An 18,740-nucleotide genomic window follows, 5' to 3' on the forward strand; every position below is an offset into this window, starting at 1 on the left:
CTCGTCTGGAAGGACAACAGCTGAATCGTTCGACGAACCAGTTGTACCGATTACTAACCACAACCGAGCACGATCCATCAACAGCGACCCATGATCCGATCTCAAGATTCACGTCGTCGATTTTCGAAGCACCGGGCGCGCTATCGTGCGCTCGAGAAGAAACTCAAAACGGGGAGTTCTCTCTATATCCCATGGGCCGTCCAGAAACGTCTTCTAACTGGCATTCATCACACACAGCGGGCTATCCAACCCGAACGCTACGTCGACGCGGACCCGTACAAATTGTTGTACGTTGATCCGAGCAATGTCGAGTACCACGTCAACTGGGATACCACGCCACGCGTCTTTGGGACGGTTGCTGACGGCGACTGGGACCGGCGACGGGAACTCCTCTCGGACGTCCCCATCTACCAATCGCTCGTCCAGCGGTTCCGAGACGAGGAACCGTGGGAGAACACCGAACTGTACGAGGCGCTGGTCGAAGAACCGAACGGCCAACTGTGGAATCGAGTCTGTGACTCCGAGCGGGAACGGTCGTCACGGTTAGCAGAAATCGACGCGCTGTTTCAGGCGATCGCTTCGGAGGGATATCTCTCCCAACGCGAGTTACTCGAGCGGAACTCGTCGAACACGCATTCGCTCAACAACGAGGAGTGCCACCCCGTTCTCAACGAGATTGGGATAAATATCGGACGTGACGGTGAATTGTTGTGGCGCCACCGCGGTTTGCACCGGCTTTCGATCGCCAAGATCCTCGACCTCGATCGGATCCCGGTGTTGGTACTCGCCCGTCATCGGAACTGGAAGCGAACTCGAGACCGCGTTAGAGCGGGAGCAACGGAGCGACTCGATTCGATTCCACCGCATCCAGATCTTCGGGATCTCAGATAACGTTTTGCCGAACTGCATTCGAGAACGAGTTCGGACGGTGACCACCTGAGCATCCATCCTTACGGCCATGATAAACGATCACCGCCGCGGTCCCCTGTAACGAATTACGGTTTACGAACTGCATAGCTATGTTGAAGCGGTACGTCGATATCGATAGAAAGTAAAGCGGGTGCGACGTAGACGAAATACACGACTAAAATGGGGCGAAGGAAATTGCGAGTTCACGCTCGAACTGGAAATTGGGAATGATACGGCGTGATAACGTCTGTACGATTGCTGGTATCGGAGTAGCAAATGCTGATTTCGAGGGAGCTGTATGCACCTGAGTATGGGAACCAATATAATGAAGCCATTTCTTCGGTGTATTTGCCAATACACTGAGGTGTGACTCGAGTGACTAGATCGTCCAATGCGTCGGCTGTCATTATCACCGTAGCACTGTTAATCACAGGTGTTCTTTCCCGGTCGCAGTTAGTACAGTCTTGGATCGGTGTCGTCGCAACCGTGTTCGTAATCGGGTCGATTCTTTTGTGGCTTTTTATAACAGACTGGCTTCGAGTGCAGCTCCCGATTCCCTTACTAATTGGTATCGGGGGATTGTTTGCCATTTTTACTGGGCACGTTCTCGTCGGGAATTTCGATTCAAGATCGCTCGCTGTTTGGCCGTTCTACACGACCTTCATCGCGGGGAGTCTCCTGTTTGTCGTTCCAACTGTCGTTCCAGAACGGACCGCTTTTCGAGTCGTCTCCCGATTTGCAGCTTTTGTCGGCTTGGTCGGCATGGTTATCGTCTTCGTTCGACCGTTCACGATTCCAATTATTGCGATCGAACTAACCCCGTGGCACGATAAGTCCGCACCACTTCTCCCAGCCGAGGCCGCGATGCGTTCGGTTACGGCCAATCCGAATGAGGCGGGGATCTTATTTGCTGTCGGTGCCGTTGCTGGCGTTCGCGAGTGGATTGAAGAACGAACTATCGTTGCAGGCCTGCTTACTCTCGTGACAACGTTGAGCCTTTATCTCTCTCAGAGCCGCGGGGGGTTTGCACTATTCTTGGTCGCAACGACGCTCTACGTGATATTTCGTCGCTCTCACCGACGTATTGGTTTGGGTGTAATCGCTGTTGGTCTCATTGGTACGATTCCCTTTATCTTTTCTCGAATCGGGTTTTTGCCAGATTTTGGGCCGTTCGAGCGAATCCCGTTAACCCATCGTGACGACCTGTGGCGGGGGGCTGTCGATGCACTCTTCAACGAAGGCGTTCTTCAGTGGCCGTTTGGCCCTGGTATCGTCGACACAGGTGCGTGGATCGAGCCGTACGTCAATTCCGAGCAGGTTTCGGGGACACCCGTGCACGGTGCCTATTTCCACTTTCTCCGATTTGGAATCATCGGAGCGGCCCTCTGGTTGTTTACAATTTGGGGATCAATTCTTTCCGCTGCGGTGACGGAGAATACGAACAAGTTCGCTCTCGCTCTCTCGAGTGGCTTCGGCGTCTTGATGATCTTCGAAGCGGTCAACGTCTTCGATGCCCGTATTGGTGCCGTTTTATTGTCACTCTCGCTCGGCTATCTGTTCGTCGGAGTCTCGCGGACGATGGAGGTGAGGCCACCGTGGCTTTCAGCTCGAAAGACACCTCTGTCGTGACTTTCTGAGTTTTCGTTCAGACGGAGCGACGTTCTCATGAGGGATACGGATGTGAGACTGCTCACTCCGACGGATTGGTCGATGTAGTCTCTGATCTTTTCACTCCCTGTCGCCGAACACACCTCTTCGAACCCTAATCGATCGCACGAAAAGCATAACGACCATATGTCGTTCCGAGGTAGGAATCACCATGAGTTCTCCTGATGAAGGTATCGTGTATATCGCAACTGGACGGGATTACATCGAAGAAGCGTGCCTCTCCGCGAAGAGTCTGAGAGAACACAACGAGGACGTTCACGTTACCATTTTTTCAGACCGAACGTTCGATTCCCCGTATTTCGATCGAGTACGCCCGATCGAAAACCCAGAGTACGATTTCGGCGATTCGGTTATCGATCCCGAGATGACTCCGTACGACCGAACGCTCTTTTTGGATACGGACACGTACGTCTGCGAAGATATCACCGGGATGTTCGATATACTCGAGCGGTTCGATATCGCCGCATCACACAATCCGGGAAGTCGGAAAGACTCAGTTACCGGCGGATATACGGCACAAAACGTACCGGATGCGTTTCCGCTATACAACACCGGCGTCCTGTTGTTCGCCGATACGCCGAACGCTCGAGATTTCTTCACTCGCTGGTCGGACATCTACGAACGGGCGAAACAAGAGACCGGTTCCGGATTGAACCAACCGGCTTTTCGAGAAGCACTGTATCACAGCAGCCTCCAGATTGGGACACTTCCATCCGAGTACAATCTTCGCGTTCATTACGACGGCAGCGTTGGGTTTATGGCTGACTCGGTAAAGATTGTGCACGGAAGACATCCCGCCGGGCTCCCGAAGATTTCTGAACGTCTCAACGAACAGACCGATATGCGGGTATTCTCGCTTCGAAAGTGGCCGATCGAGATCACAACAAAGCACCCTTCGTATCGGTATTACGTTCGTAGTATTCTCGTCGAGGAGACGAAGCCACACACGTTCCGTGGACGGCTGTACTCGTCGCTCAAGGATCGTGGAATCCGCGAGACTGTCTCGCGAGTTGCAAGAGACGTAAAGAACGCGTCGCCGCTGTGATGATTTGTACTCCTACTCGGCAACTTCGCTGGCTCGGAACTGTCTACGAGGCAGACTCCGTGATGTTTCAGACGGTCAAGTGAACGCTGGAAACGCAACTGGCAGCCTTCTATGTACAGTACTTACGGTCGTTCCGAGTCCGTCACTAATGGAGTTGTCTGGTAACCCGTAGGCCGTTCAGACCAACAAACTTGTTGACATTTGAGTGCAGGTACTCGAGAACACTTTCGTGGATTACTATTGCAGCGACGAGATGTCGGTTTCGAGGATGAGAACGATACTCATCAAATCCTCATTCGCCCGACCGCATCAACTAGTCGCCGTCGAACAGGTGACAATTCGACAATCCGCCATCCGATAACCGCGCCGACGCTCCCGACGAACGCCAGAACGGCTCGAGAACTGCCGTTGGTCACACCGAGCGCAAGCGTTGCGATTCCGATTGCGACCGCGAACGTTCGTAATGGCTGTCCTCGCGCGAACCAGACGATTCCGAAGAGATACATCGCACCGAAGGCGACGGACGCGAGCACGTCGACGAGGAAGTGGACGCCGAGAACGAGTCGCGAAAGGGCGACCAGTGCGACGACCGTCCCGGCGAGTGCACCTCGAGAGAGACGAGTTCCTGCCGACGACCACAGTGCTATCGCGCCCCAGAATATCGTCGCCGACATCGTATGGCCGCTCGGAAACCCGTATTCGCTGGGGGAGATAACGTGCAACTCCGCGGGCGGTCGCGGAAACGTAAAAATGCCCTTCAGTAGGACGACGAGTGCGAGTCCACCGAAAACGACGCCAATAAACGACACCGTTCGATCCGAACAGAGCGGCCCCTCTCGCTTGTTCTGTCTGAGCGTTCGTCCGACGTCCGCGAGGTACACCAGCCCTAGTATGGGGACGATGAGGACGAGGTCGCCGAGCATCGAGAGCTCGACGAACCCCTCGAGCGCCCAGTTGGGAACCACCTCGCGGAGCGTTTCCGTCACTCCCACGCCGCGACTCATGGACTCGGTGTGACAGCCAGTTGCTGTGACGATCCCAATTCCATTCGACGGCCGTGTGAGCACGCCATCAGCGGGTAGTGCTGTCCCGGATACTGTGGGACGCGGTCGTCGGTAGGTGGTGTTTCGTCGCTCACAAGGCTGTCATCGCTCGAACTGCCCGCACGGGTGTTTCCCCCGAGAATCCCCGCTTGCTCCGTGCCGACATCCCTTCCAGAGAAATAAATTCCGCCAGTCACGTGAATGTTCATCGTCCGATCACAACAGGTTGTCTCCCAAAAACGTACCGTCTCGAGTCTCCTCCCGTTCTATTTTCGGTACTCGGCGCTCATCTCCCTCTCGGCTTCGAGAACGGGATGTCTACTTCTGATTCACGCTGGAGACAAGACCGGCCGTCTCGAACCCGCTCAGTCCATCGCCGCCAGCGGTTCCGGATCCTGAAGCCGGTCTTCCGCCTCGTCGCGGTCTTCGGGATAGCCGACGTCGATTCGCCAACCCTCGAGGCCGATCGCATCGATCGTTCGGCCAGACTGGATCAAGAGATCGATCGCTTCGCTGATTTCGTACTCGCCGCGGTCGGAGGGTTGGACGAGATGGCAGGCGTTGAATATCGCCGGCGAGAAGGTATAGAAGCCGGTCATCACGAGGTTCGACGGTGGATCGTCGGGCTTTTCGACTACGTCAGTCACCTCGCCGTACTGGTTGGTATCACAGACTCCATACCGGGAGGCTTCGTCCCAGGGCACTTCCTCGACGAGGAACGCGGCGTCGGCGCGCTCTTCGCGCTGGCGACGAACGACGTCCTCGAGGTTCGCCTGAAAGATATTGTCGCCGAGAATCAGCATGAAGTCGTCGTCGATGTGTTCTTCGACGGTCAACAGCGCATGGGCTAGGCCCTGTTGCTCGCGCTGGTGGGCGTACGTGATCGGCACGCCGCGATACTCGTCCCCGTAGTGATCGATGATTTTCTCCTTGAGGTAGCCGACGACCACGACGAATTCGTCCGCACCGAGTTCGACGAGCTGGTCGAGACAGTGGGTGATGATCGGTTCACCATCTACCTCAACCAGTCCTTTCGGCTTGTCTTCGGTTAGCGGACGGAGGCGCGTTCCTTCTCCGGCGGCGAGGATAACTGCTTGCATTAATATCAATTAACGGGACCATGGTTACAATAACGTTCTGATTTCGCTACTCGTCGTGCCGGCTATCACAACGTTCTTGAAGATAGCCCCAATCTCCCTATTCAATGCATATCTCCGTCATCGGCAGCGGATACGTCGGAACGACGATTGCGGCCTGTTTCGCAGAGCTCGGTCACACTGTTACGACAATCGATATCGACGAAGAGATAGTTACGGCGCTTTCGGAGGGGCGCGCACCGATCGACGAGCCTGGTATCGAGGATTTACTCGAGACTCACGCGGGCGATCGCCTCGAGGCGACGACCTCCTACGACGCCGTCCCCGAGTCGGACGTGACCTTTCTGGCGATCGGCACGCCCTCTAACGATGACGGGAGCATCGACCTCGCGGCGCTCGAAGCCGCCGCTGAAGCGACCGGCGAAACGCTCGCCGACAAAGCAAAACGCCATCTGGTCGTCATCAAGAGTACGGTCACGCCGACGAGTATCGAAACCGCGCTCGAGCCCGCAGTGAAGAGAGGGTCCGGAGGAAACGAGAACGTCGAGGTTGGAATGAATCCGGAGTTCCTTCGGGAGGGTAGCGCCGTCTCGGACTTCATGCACCCTGATAAGCTCGTCTACGGAACGGATTCGGAGTGGGCGACGGAACGACTCCACGCGATCTACGAGCCGTTGCTCACGGATCACGACGCCCACATCGTCGAAACCGATCCGTCGACGGCCTCGATGATCAAGTACGCGAACAACGCCTATCTCGCCTCGAAAATCAGCCTGGTCAACGACCTCGGAAATATCTGCAAGGAGTTCGGTCTCGACGCCTACGAAGTGATGGAAGCGGTCGGCCTTGACGACCGGATCTCCGAGCGCTTCCTGCGCAGCGGCGTCGGATGGGGCGGGTCGTGTTTCCCGAAAGACGTGAACGCGATCATCGCGGCCGCACGCGAGGAAGGATACGACCCGGCGCTCCTCGAGGCGACCGTCGAAATCAACGACCGGCAACCCGAGCGGATGCTCGAGTTGCTAGAAAATCACGTCGATCTCGACGGAAGCCGAATCGCGGTTCTCGGCCTGTCGTTCAAACCGCAGACGGACGATATCCGAAACTCTCGAGCGATTCCGGTTATCGAACAGCTCCGAGAGCGCGGCGCCGAAGTCGTCGCCTACGATCCCGTCGCGATCGATCCGATGAACGAGCGGTTTCCCGACGTGGAGTACGCGAATTCGGCCGCCGAGGCGTTAGACGGCGCGGACGGCGCTACGGTCGTCACCGATTGGGACGAGTTCGCGGTGTTAGATAGGGAGTTCGACGCGATGGACGAACCGGTCGTCGTCGACGGTCGCCGGATCGTCGAGCGACGGGACGGTATCGTCTACGAGGGACTCACGTACTAAGTCGTTTCTCGAGATCCCATACTCACCGCTGGCGGAAATTACTGGCAGGAAGGTCGGAGATCCCCTCGAACGTGCCCAACGTTTGTTGATGACTCCGTACAGCTACTAATTCCTATGTAACCCACCACGCGAAAATTTTCAGTATATTCGGGTATTATAAAAGTACTATGTGTCGCGATGGAATCGTTCACTTGCATGTCCGACACTTCAGACAGCAGTGACAAAACGGATGATCGATCGATCGTTTCGGCTAACCGGCGAACCTTCATGGGCGCAGTGGGGGCGATCACGGGCGCAAGTGCGATCGGCGGATCTGCGCTGGCGAACGATGACGGTAGCGAGACGGAACTCAGCGGCGGCGACAGTCGGTCGGGGGACGCACACAACGCGATCGTCGTTATCCCCGACGGGGCAGCCCAAGCCCACATCAGCGGCGCTCGATACCTGAAGGCCTGGCAGGAAGATCCGGAGGCGTTCCCACTGAACATTACGCCTGACGGAACATCCCTCAACGTCGACCGCGCCGAGCAGATTGGAGGAATGAGCACGCAGCCTGACGATCCGGATCAATTGATAACCGACTCCGCGGCGGCGGGGACGGCGATGGCGACGGGGACGAAGACCTATTCCGGTGCAATCAGTGGAACCGGAACGGAAGAAAATTTCACACCGGTGCGTACGATCCTGGAAGCAGCTCACGACGCAGGGATGGCCACCGGCTTGGTAACGACCACTGAGATCACCCACGCGACCCCTGCAACGTTCGCCTCGCACGTACCCGACCGGGGCATGGGCGAAGAGATCGCTCGACAGTACGTCGAGAACGCAACCGTTGACGTATTACTGGGTGGCGGAAAACATCACTTCGATTCGGAAGAGCGAGAAGACGGTGAGGATCTGATCGGTCGGGCCCGGGAGCAAGGGTACCAGTACGTCGAGACCGACGACGAACTCGACAGCGTCGACTCGAGAAAACTCCTCGGGCTGTTCGGGAGCGAAACTGACCGGTCGACTCACATGAGCTACTACGTCGACCGCGAGTACGTCGGGGATACGGACGAACCTGGCCTCGTCGATATGACCGAGACGGCGATCGAGACGCTTTCGGAGTCTGACAACGGATTCTTCCTGATGGTCGAATCCGGTCGGGTCGATCATCAGGGCCACGCCCACGACAACGCGATCACCCACGAACAACTCGAGTGCGACGAGGTGTTCGGGACCGTTCTGGACTACGTCGAGGACCCTTCGACGCCGGAGACGTTTGCGATGCAGGTCGCCGATCACGAGACCGGAGGAATGTCACTCGGTGCGGACGCGTACGACATGGATTGGGAAGCGATCGACGATATCCGGGCGAGTCTCGAGCATCTCGACGACGCGATGGACGACTACCAGGGTACCGACGAACTCGCTGAATTTGTCGAGGAACACACCGGACTCGAGCTCAGTTGTGACGAGATAATGGACGTCACCGACGGGCAACTCGCCGATGTGCTCAACGCTCGCACGCAAATGGGATGGTCCTCTGACTCGCATACGGCGGAGGAAGTTCCGGCCTACGCGCACGGGCCGGGCGCCGAAGTGTTCGGTCGATACTTCGACAACACGGCGGTTTCAGTCGGGATCGCAGAAATTCTGGGCCTCGAGTTTGAGCCGGGTCAAGAGATCGACTACGAGTACCAGGAATAGCTGATCCTGATTCGAGCGCTTTGTGAACATCGAGCGCTCCCTGAAAGAAGCCATGTACAACCTTCTTTCATGGGTTCGGGACAATGGTGGTTGAAATATCAACGACCTCATAGACGAAATCGGTTACCTCTCATTCACTCAATAGCCGAGGCTAACGTACAAAGCTGAGTCACGGTTCTCAAGAAATATATTCCATTGAATAAATAGCGTGGATGTTATGAAGGCTCTCCCGCTAAGACTGGCGCAAAATCGTGTTCAAGTTATCCGGGTTGAACTGCACCATGGAACCTTGCAAACTCAAGAATTTAAGACGGTGTTAGTAATATAGCAATTGTTAGATTAGATAATTTCCAATAGTATCTCTATTTTCCATACACTATTATATCTAAAGACTTATTTGGTTTAAAACTCGGTATTGAGTGAAGAAGAAACTAATATGGGCAATGAGTCTGGAGCTATACGGCCAACCAAATCGGATATAAATAACCAATTGCCGTTTACACTCAAACGATATGTGATGGCTATTATGTTAATTGGTGCAGGGTTTGCGATACTACTCGCTCCAATACCGTATGTTGGACAACCAATTTACATATTGTATTCCTCTCCAATATTCCTCCTATTGCTATTAGGATGGTATTTTGGACGAACAGGATTGGCAACATTAGCTCATTACAAACATCGGAAGAAAAGTAAGATCTCTATTGATGGAGATTTAGGCGATAGAGATGCTACACCATCTGTATCATTTCTCACACCAGCATACAATGAGGCGAAAGACATTGGTAGTGTTGTTGAAGCTATCAGCAACTTAGACTACGATGGTGACATTGAAACAGTAGTAGTTGATGACGGTTCTGAAGATGGAACATGGTATGTTCTAAAGGCGCTAAAAGAGGTGTATCCCAATCTAAGGGTATTTACACAAGAAAATGGAGGATCTGCTTCGGCGAGGAATACCGCTCTCACAAAAGCAACGAATGAAATCATCATTAGCCTAGACGCAGATACAGTATTACACAGTAATTCATTGAAAGAAATTGCTCGACACTTCACATCAGATGAGATTGTTGCTGTTGGAGGAAATGTCTCTGTAGAAAATAGAGATCACTGGTGGGCAAAGGCACAAATCTTCGATTATGCACTAGCAATGGAGATTGGACGAATGTTCCAAAGTCGGTTAGGATATGTCCTTTGTCTTAGTGGAGCATTCGGTGCATTTCGAAGAGAAACGTTGATAGAAGCAGGTGGATGGACAGATCATTGGCTCTATTCAGACGACTTTGAAGTCTCTGTGCGTATGCATGAATATGGAAGGATTCGATATACTCCATCTGCTCAAGCAGATACCATCGTTCCAACAACGTTCAGAGGTTGGTTTGATCAACGAAAAGCATGGGCACAAAGAGGGATTTCAGTTATGCTTCTTCATCATAAGAAACAACTGAACTTTAAGGAAGGGATGATTGGAATCATCGGATTACCACTTAGAGCACTGCTTACATCCTTTATTATTATTGAAGTTATAGTTTTCCTACTTACAATAGCTATTGGTCCAGAATCATTCTTCCAATCAGTAGGGTGGGTATTGGCAGTTGGAATGCTCAGTATGACTGGCTTCTGTGCTATCGTTGTTGGTATCCTCTCTGTCCTCATAGTCAATGATCAACCGATTGACTACGGTCGATGGGTAATTGCATATCTCTTAATCTACCGACCTCTGCATGGGTTTGTACGCCTCTATGGATTTGGACAAGCCATTTGGTGGGAGATCAGTAGCTTTGGTGGATCACTTCGATCTAACCCGACTCACTATCTTCAAGAGAAGGTGCTCTCAAAGCAGAAGACTATCGAAACTGCTGATTAAAATGATCTATATAGTTGAGTGAGTCTGACGTATTGAGGCGCTTCAATGTCTTTTATCGGCTTATTTCTAAGGTCGAGATAGTAACTTCCTGAGTTTGCTGAAGTAGCCGAAATCCGCTGTTCGTAGAATCTAATCTCTTTGTATCAGATTCTACGTGGTGGTTTCACAGCCGGTATCGAACTGTCTCTGCTGTACTTATGTTATACGATTTTCCCTTCTCATACGATATAGACGGTCGTTCATACCCTTTTACCCACTCTAAAGAGGGTGAGAGTGTTTGCAGTATTCGTCTTTAGCTAAGACTCACACCTCGGTTGCGTAGCGGTAGCGAGCGTCTCTTGTAACACTGGGCGTTGCTGGTGGATCTTCTGTGCGTCGTCGATCAGTCGGTCGAGCAGCGGTGGCGGCGAATAGCCGAGATATTCGCCAAGTTCGTGGAGGATGAGCTGGGCGTGCGACCGGAAGGTCGCCGCCCAGCGTTCCGGCGGAAACACGATCTCATCGTCCGCCTGTTCGGTGACCAGATCGAGCAATTCACGACTCACGAGCAGTGACAACAACGCTGCGTACAGCAGAATTTCGACAATATGCTTCTTTGTCGTGTCGAACTCGTCCAGTTCGTACTGCGTCTTCAACTCACGGAATAGCAACTCCACCTCCCACCGACACCGATAGACCGTCCCTAGATCCGACGGCAGGAACTCTTCTCTCGGGAGATTCGTGATGTACAGGTGGTAGTCGTCGGCGTCCTCTTTGCGGACGCCGACGACGCGAAACCGCTTCGTATCGCGTGACTGCGTTCCTCCGTACGGTCTTCGGTCGAACTCGGCTTCGACTTCCACGTCGATGTACTCGCGGTGCAGATCATCCACAACATCGTGGATCTGCTCACCTTCCAAGGGAATGGCGCGGCCGCGCCATTCCCGTAATTCCTCCGTTACGACCGGATTTGCGCTCTCTTTCAGCCGACTCACGAAGTAGCCGTCGTTCTCATCGATCAACGCGAAGCGGCGGTACTTGAAGTAGGCTCGGTCGAACAGAACGAGCCGATCTTCGAGCCACGATCCTGTGTTAAACAACGTGCTGTCGTGCGTTTTCTCGTCAGTCACGTCGAGACGTTCTATCGTCTGCTCAGTGGCATTGTGGAGCAGGTGGAGCTTCGCTCCAGCCTGCTCCTCCTTGCGAGCTTCGTACTCATCGGCAAGGAACTCGTGCAACCGCAGGACGGTTCCATCAGCGATCATCACGTCCCTGAATCGGTCGATATCGGCGTCAACAGTGTCAGGGACAGCGACCTCGTCGAGGCCACGCTCGACGAGGTCGCGGAAGTACTCTGCGAGAGACGGCGTCAACCGGTGATAGAAGCCGCCGGGAGAGATCGTCTCGTCGCCTGTCGAGTTGTAGCTGCGTCTGAAGCCAGCGAGTGTTCGGCTTTCGCCTGCGGCGAAGCCGAACACGAATGCCCAGACGAAGGCGGGAATCTGGAGCTTGCGGTCACGTTCGACCACGCCGAGTTCCTCGGCGTGCTCTTCGAGGAACTCGGAGGGAAACAATGTAGTGAGCCGACGCATAATCCGAGATGAGGAGGCTTCGTTGTGCACACTCGTCGCCTCCTCATTCCTCTCGAAAAGATGCCTCGATAAGCCGCCGCTGTCACGTGGTTTCTCGCTTAGCTAAAGACGGATAGTGTTTGCAGTATACTTCTTTGACTTTGATGAATCGCTATACGACGTTAGGTTGGGTGATTTTGGAGGGCTGTGACAGAGTCTATTTGCTCTCTTATCGTGGAGTCTTCTGAGGTTGTGGCTGGAATTGTTCAGCGCAGCGCCTCTCGGGTCTAATTCTCGTCCATAGAAGTCAACGCCGTTTAGTGATTCAACACTGCCCTGCATCAATAGCAGAAATACCGTGCCCAATCTATTCTCGCACGGAGTACGTTTGGTCCGTGAAACCTGGCGTCAGCTCATCGCGTGTCGGCGCGATTACTCACGGGTGCCCATATTGGTCCCGCCCTGACTCTTCTTGTTCTGGGAGCTGTTGACGGATTTCGTACACTCGTTCACGTGGAATTCGCATGATCTCACCGCCGCGAGTGGACTCGCTTTCAAACCGCCAGACCTCGGATGTCGATTCGTATTCTAACTCCTCGACCGTTGTCGTTTCAGATCCCGAGGGCGTCTCGTACGTGATCGTTTTAGCGCTCATCACTGAAGTCGTTGCTCAGCGGCAAAATAACGGTTTATAATAGTGATACTGCGAGCAAAAGAGAGATATAGAGAAGCGACCAGTCGCCGCGAAGTGAGGGCCGAACGAGGTGCAGTGCTCGAGTTTGGCGAGCTCCGTATTCGTTTCATCGTCCGTATCGTACGATTTAGTTGCTTGTTCAATGATGTATAATTATCATCTATGGCTAACATATCTATTATATTTGTGGTATAGTGATGTATAGTATTGTGGCTATTATAAAATAATATTGGTGGGTAAAATCAAACGATCATCATGATTCTAGCCGATTCAAGCAACTCTACCTATGTGAATAGTGTCTAGCTATATCAAACCCAAAATACTCACTGTATTTATTGATCGATTCTATTCTTCTGCTATATTGACATTCATATACTGAATAAGTGGGTTTCGAGGCTTTAGCCGATTCAAACAGCGGTTATCGGATTTTGAGTGGTTGCTATAGTATTGTTTAATATATACAATTAGAGCACGATAGAGATAACTATTATCGAAAATAGTATCTGTACGATAACCCGGACATTTAGACGCTGTCTTCCTACGGTGTGGGAACTCTCAACACGTAAAATACCCGTGCGGGGCGAACTGCCGCCTATGGAAGCAACCCCTCCTCGACCGGACGACGAAATCAGGCGGGCGGTTGTCGACAGCGTTCGAACTGTCCAGATTCCCGGCGGCGACCCGATCAGCGAGCAACTTCTCCAGGATATCTCCGTCGAGGACGGTATCGTCACGTTCGTGGTGAACTTCGGCCGACTCGACCAATCCATGGCGAATCGGCTTACCGATCAGTTACGGGGTGTTGCCCTCGCGACGCCGGATGTGGAGCACGCTCGAGTCGAGGCGGTTGAGTCGGCGGCACCAGAGACCGGGTTGCCGGTCACGGGCGTCGAGTCGATGATCGCCGTTGGAAGCGCGAAGGGTGGCGTCGGAAAGACGACGATCACCGTCGCGCTCGCGCGAGCGCTCGACGGGGCGGGGCTAGACGTCGCCGTTTTCGACGCCAACGTCCACGCACCCGATGCGCCGGAGTTACTGGGTGCGGAGGGGCCGGTCCAATCGACGCCTTCGGGGAGTCCAATGCCCGTATCGGCCGACGGAATCGAGGTTATGAGCGTCGAATTGATCGCCGAGGACGGACCGGTCGCCTGGCGGGGTGCCATGGTCCACGACGTCGTGACCGACCTGCTCGGCAACGCCGTTTGGAAGGACCGAGACGTGTTGCTCGTCGATCTCCCGCCGGGAATCGGCGAGGCCGTGACGACGCTCGTCCAGCAGGCCCCGCTCGATGCGGGCTTACTCGTTACTACCCCGACCGACGCGGGCGCTCGGTCGACGGAACGAACCGGCGCCCTGTTCGAGGCCTACGGCGTTCAAACGATCGGCGTCGCCCCGAATATGGTTGCGACCGAGGGCGAGGATCTCGAGTCTCCGTACGCGGGCGATGGTCGCTCTCTCACGAACGAGATCGACTCCGTCGATCCGGTAAACGACTCACTCGAGCCGATTCCGTTCGATCCGGCACTTCGCGATCCGTTGACTATGGACGTCGTCGAGCCGTCGACGCAGGGGGAGGAGGCGATCGCCTCGCTCGCAACGCGCGTACGGGAGTTTCTCTCGGGGTCGACCGGACCCGAGGTGCCCGAGGAGGCGGTCGATCTTCGCGGACTTCCGCCGACGAGCGTCCGTCGGCAGGCGATCGGCGAGTTCGGCGTCGTCGACGACTCGCCAGTTTCGATCGTGATGCGTGGGGATCCCGAAGCGCTCGCCGACGTGGTCGAGGAGCGTCTCGAGCGCGACGCACGTTCGCTCGCACGAACGTCGATCGACGACCTCGGCCGGGACGGGTGGCTGCTCGAACTCGAGGCCGAAACCGACCCGTCGACTCCCTCGACGTCGGAGCCGACGCCGTAGGCGGTCGCTCGGGCCAGTGGTACTTACGACTCCGTTCCGACGGTATTCGCCCTCGTATAAAGCCCCGCTATTCGGAGGGTTTTGGCCGAGCAACCCCCAGACCGTGGGAAGAGGCGGTTTTAGTTAACCGATAGGTCACGGAGTTTGCCTGTGATGGCAGACGGACAATCCACGACCGATCGGCACCGTCCGAAACGACGGACGAGGGAATCGCCACCCGACTCTCCGCACGCCGTCTGGAACGGGGTGGGACGATGAGCGAGTCGGACGACGACACGCCTGATGAGGCCCTCGCGGACGCGACGAACGGATCCGACGAGGGCGGATTCGACCTAACCCGGCGGGAACTCGGCGCGGCCGCGGCTGGCGTCGCCGGCGCGTCCGGCCTCGGACTGCTCGGACTCCGACGGCTCACGAGCGACACCGACGAGGCGGACGAGCCCGGCCATATGAACCCGTTCGAGGAGTATCCCAATCAGGGATGGGAAGACCACTACCGCGACGTGTGGGAACCCGACGACTCCTACATGCTGACGTGTACGCCGAACGACACCCACAACTGTTACCTCGAGGCCTCGATCAAAAACGGTGAGATCACTCGCCTCGGTCCCTCGATGAACTACGGCGAGGCGACCGACCTCGAGGGTAACGAGGCGACCCAGCGCTGGGATCCCCGAGTCTGTAACAAGGGGCTGGCGATGATCGAGCGCTTCTACAGCGAACGCCGGGTGAAAGACCCGATGGTCCGAGAGGGATTCATGGAGTGGGTCGAAGACGGCTTCCCGCGGGACGACGACGGCTCGATGCCCGAGGCGTACGCCAACCGCGGCGAGGACAACTTCATTCGCGTCGACCACGAGGAGGCATACGATCTCGCCGCCCGGACGTTCCTCGAGCTCGCCGAGTTCTACAGCGGCGAGTCCGGGATGCAGTCCCTTCTCGAGCAGGACTACGACGAGCGCGTCGTCGAACAGACCCAGGGCGCGGGCGTTCGTTCGATGAAGTTCCGCGGTGGCATGCCCCTTCTCGGGGTCATCAAGCTCTGGGGGCAGTACCGCAACGCGAACTCGATGTCGCTGCTGGACAACTACGTCCGCGACGTCGACGAAGACGACGCCCTCGGCTCGGTCGGGCTCGACAACTACTCGTTCCACACCGATCTGCCGCCAGGGCACACGATGGTTACCGGCCAACAGACGGTCGACTTCGACCTCTCGAGCGTCGAACAGGCCGACCACGTCGTCGTCGCCGGGCTCAACTTTTTGACGACGAAGATGGCCGACTGTCACTGGCTGACCGAGGCCCGGCTGAAGGGGACGAAGGTCACGGGGATCTTCACCGACTACAACGCGACCGCCTCGAAGTGCGACGAACTGATCACCGTCAGACCCGCCACCGACTCGGCGCTGTTTCTCGGTGCCGCACGGGTCCTCATCGAGGAGGAGCTGTACGACGAGGACTTCGTCCGTCGGTACACCGACCTGCCGCTGTTGGTACGGATGGACACCAACGAGATGCTACGGGCGAGCGACGTCTTCGAGGACTACGAGCCCGAAGAGTTGGAGAAAACCCGAACCGTCGAGGGCGAAGCGGGTCGGCCCGACGCCGGCTCGCTCAACCTCGACGAACAGATAATCACCGAGGAGCTTCGCGGCGAGTGGGGCGACTTCGTCGTCCGCGACGAGGAAAGCGGCGAGTTCGAAGCGGTGACGCGAGACGACATCGGCGACGACTTCGATACCCGAGCGACGCTCGAGGGCCGTTTCGAGGTCGAACTCGCCGACGGCGGTTCGACCGTCGAGGTCAGGCCGGTGTTCGACCTGATCAGCGAGCACTTACTTGAGACCTACGACCTCGAGTCGGCCGCCGAGATCGTCGGGACGGATCCCCAGGCCGTCGAGAACCTGGCCCACGACTTCGCGGACAATCAAGAGGAGACCCTCGTGCTGACCGGGATGGGGCCGAACCACTACACCAACGCGGATCAGAAGGACCGCGCGGTGTTTCTGCTGGCGTCGCTGACGCGAAACGTCGGCTATCGGACCGGCAACGTCGGAAGCTACTCCGGCAACTACCGATCGGCGTACTTCAACGGGCTTCCGAACTACGCCGACGAGGACCCGTTCGACATCGAACTCGATCCAGACGAGCCAGCGAATGTCGACCAGCGCTACGACGAACAGTCGGCGCACTTCTACACGAACCTGGACGAACCCCTCGAGGTCGACGGCGAGTACTTCCAGGGCGACTCGCACATGCACACGCCGACGAAGTCGCTGTGGGTGTCGGGCTCGAATTCGATCCTCGGCAACGCGAAGGGTGCGTACAAAATCATCGAGAAGATGCTCCGAAGCGGGAAGATCGAGGCCTTCTTCACCAACGAGTGGTGGTGGACGATGACCTGCGAGTACTCCGACATCGTCTTCCCGGCCGATTCGTGGGCCGAACACCACGTTAACGATATCACCGCGTCGGTCACTAACCCGTTTATCACGACGATGCCCGAGACGGGGATCGATCGGATCTACAACACCCGAAACGACGCCCAACACTACAAGGGCGTCGCCGCGGAGCTTGCGGAGATAACGGACGACGATCGGTTCATCGACTACTGGGAGTTCATCGACGAGGACGAGTATCAGGCGAAACCGTACCTCCAGCGGATCATCGACAACTCGAACACCGTCGCGGGCTACGACGTCGAGGAGCTGCTGGACGATGCCGAAGAGGGGACGCCGGCGATTATCATGACCCGGAGTTACCCAAAGCAAGTCGGCAACGAACAGATGCAAGACGACGACCCGTGGTACACGAAATCGGGTCGTCTCGAGTTCTTCCGCGAGGAGGAGGAGTTCGCCGAGGCGGGCGAGAACATCCCGCTTCACCGGGAGCCGATGGACGCGACGCCCTACGAGCCGAACGTCATCGTCGACGACAGCGAGAGCCCCGTGATCGATCCGGAGACGCCCGAGGATCGGGGGTGGGATAGCGAGGCGAAAGTCAGGAGCACGAACGACCGACAGGTTCGCAACGTGATCAAGTCCCCGAGTGAGCTGGTCGACAGCGCGCACCCGTTGACCGAGCTCGACGAGGGCTACGACTACGTCTACATGACGCCGAAGTACCGCCACGGGACCCACACCTTCGCGAACGCGCTCCCGAACATCGCGGTCTGGTGGGGGAACTACGGCGACATGGGCCGACGAACGGAGCGAGATAGCTTCGACGAGCGAAAGCCCTACATCGGCGAGGGGTACATCGAGATGAACCCCGAGGACGCCCGTTCGGAAGACCTTCAGGACGGGGATTACGTCTGGGTCGACGCCGATCCCTCCGATCGACCGTACGAGGGGTTCGATCCCGACGACGGGGACGACGAGTACGCCCGAGCGATGATGCGGATTCGGTACCAGCCGAGCCTGCCGGAAGGAGTCACGCGGAGCTGGATGAACGTCAACCAGACGTCGCACAAGACCTACGAAGCTCAACAAGAGCGCGAGGACGGGATGGCCAAAGCCGAGGATACGAGTTACGTCTCGCTCTATCGGAGCGGGGGCCACCAGTCCACGACGACGACCTGGCTCCGACGGACGTGGCTAACGGATTCGATGCCGCGGAAGGATCTCGGCGGGATGAATCTAAACGTCGGCTTCGAGCCGGACGTCCACGCGGCGAACGGCGCGCCGAAGGAAGCCTTCGTCAAGATCGACAAGGCCGAAGACGGCGGCGTGGACGACGACGGCGAGCCCGATGGCGCGTGGGAACCCGTCGACCGCGGGATCCGACCGACCCAGGAGGACGAAACGATGGACGACTACCTGAGCGGCGGCTTTGCGAGCGAATCCGACGACTAACACGAGGTGAACA

13 protein-coding genes and 1 pseudogene are annotated in these 18,740 nt (G+C 56.3%); 9 read left to right on the forward strand and 5 right to left on the reverse strand.

The window, feature by feature from the left end:
* The first annotated feature begins 90 nt into the window (after positions 1-90).
* The 3 genes from ACZ5C7_RS01345 (at position 91) to ACZ5C7_RS01355 (ending at position 3,622) form a co-directional block, all read left to right on the forward strand.
* Positions 91-891 (forward strand): hypothetical protein, encoded by an 801-nt coding sequence (locus tag ACZ5C7_RS01345; RefSeq protein ID WP_464374597.1) that lies wholly within the window; start codon positions 91-93, stop codon positions 889-891.
* Between the two features lie 558 nt (positions 892-1,449).
* Complete coding sequence (locus tag ACZ5C7_RS01350) at positions 1,450-2,538, forward strand: hypothetical protein (protein WP_464374598.1); 1,089 nt, start codon at positions 1,450-1,452, stop codon at positions 2,536-2,538.
* A gap of 190 nt (positions 2,539-2,728) precedes the next feature.
* Positions 2,729-3,622: a glycosyltransferase family protein gene (locus ACZ5C7_RS01355; protein ID WP_464374599.1), complete on the forward strand. Its 894-nt coding sequence runs from the start codon at positions 2,729-2,731 to the stop codon at positions 3,620-3,622.
* A gap of 284 nt (positions 3,623-3,906) precedes the next feature.
* Here ACZ5C7_RS01355 and ACZ5C7_RS01360 read toward each other — a convergent pair whose 3' ends face one another.
* The 3 genes from ACZ5C7_RS01360 to aglF form a co-directional block, all read right to left on the reverse strand.
* Positions 3,907-4,626, reverse strand: a complete 720-nt coding sequence (locus ACZ5C7_RS01360; RefSeq protein ID WP_464374600.1) for a phosphatase PAP2 family protein — start codon at positions 4,624-4,626, stop codon at positions 3,907-3,909.
* Positions 4,623-4,874 (reverse strand): hypothetical protein, encoded by a 252-nt coding sequence (locus ACZ5C7_RS01365; protein ID WP_464374601.1) that lies wholly within the window; start codon positions 4,872-4,874, stop codon positions 4,623-4,625. The genes ACZ5C7_RS01360 and ACZ5C7_RS01365 overlap by 4 nt, the downstream gene beginning before the upstream one ends.
* Positions 4,875-5,030: 156 nt before the next feature.
* On the reverse strand, positions 5,031-5,765 hold the full coding sequence (gene aglF, locus ACZ5C7_RS01370) for a UTP--glucose-1-phosphate uridylyltransferase AglF (RefSeq protein ID WP_464374602.1): 735 nt from the start codon (positions 5,763-5,765) through the stop codon (positions 5,031-5,033).
* 104 nt (positions 5,766-5,869) lie between these two features.
* Between aglF and aglM the strand changes: the two genes are divergently transcribed.
* The 4 genes and pseudogenes from aglM (at position 5,870) to ACZ5C7_RS01390 (ending at position 10,715) form a co-directional block, all read left to right on the forward strand.
* Positions 5,870-7,156 carry a UDP-glucose 6-dehydrogenase AglM gene (aglM, locus tag ACZ5C7_RS01375; RefSeq protein ID WP_464374603.1) on the forward strand — a complete coding sequence of 429 codons (1,287 nt, stop codon included), beginning with the start codon at positions 5,870-5,872 and terminating at the stop codon, positions 7,154-7,156.
* A gap of 195 nt (positions 7,157-7,351) precedes the next feature.
* Positions 7,352-8,848, forward strand: a complete 1,497-nt coding sequence (locus tag ACZ5C7_RS01380; RefSeq protein ID WP_464374604.1) for an alkaline phosphatase — start codon at positions 7,352-7,354, stop codon at positions 8,846-8,848.
* Between the two features lie 25 nt (positions 8,849-8,873).
* A pseudogene (locus ACZ5C7_RS01385) lies at positions 8,874-9,016 on the forward strand (IS701 family transposase); the annotation flags it as partial.
* 247 nt (positions 9,017-9,263) lie between these two features.
* Positions 9,264-10,715 (forward strand): glycosyltransferase family 2 protein, encoded by a 1,452-nt coding sequence (locus ACZ5C7_RS01390; RefSeq protein WP_464374605.1) that lies wholly within the window; start codon positions 9,264-9,266, stop codon positions 10,713-10,715.
* A 296-nt stretch (positions 10,716-11,011) separates the two neighbouring features.
* On the opposite strand, the gene ACZ5C7_RS01395 is transcribed toward ACZ5C7_RS01390, so the two are convergent.
* A complete protein-coding gene (locus ACZ5C7_RS01395) occupies positions 11,012-12,286 on the reverse strand; it encodes an IS4 family transposase (protein WP_464374780.1) in 1,275 nt (424 codons plus the stop codon).
* 415 nt (positions 12,287-12,701) lie between these two features.
* A complete protein-coding gene (locus tag ACZ5C7_RS01400; RefSeq protein WP_464374606.1) occupies positions 12,702-12,920 on the reverse strand; it encodes a hypothetical protein in 219 nt (72 codons plus the stop codon).
* A 633-nt stretch (positions 12,921-13,553) separates the two neighbouring features.
* Here ACZ5C7_RS01400 and ACZ5C7_RS01405 point away from each other — a divergent pair.
* Both ACZ5C7_RS01405 and ACZ5C7_RS01410 read left to right on the forward strand, forming a co-directional pair.
* Positions 13,554-14,873 (forward strand): P-loop NTPase, encoded by a 1,320-nt coding sequence (locus tag ACZ5C7_RS01405; protein ID WP_464374607.1) that lies wholly within the window; start codon positions 13,554-13,556, stop codon positions 14,871-14,873.
* Between the two features lie 254 nt (positions 14,874-15,127).
* Positions 15,128-18,727: a molybdopterin-dependent oxidoreductase gene (locus ACZ5C7_RS01410; RefSeq protein ID WP_464374608.1), complete on the forward strand. Its 3,600-nt coding sequence runs from the start codon at positions 15,128-15,130 to the stop codon at positions 18,725-18,727.
* The last annotated feature ends 13 nt before the right edge of the window (positions 18,728-18,740 follow it).

The organism is Halostagnicola alkaliphila (genome assembly GCF_055379965.1).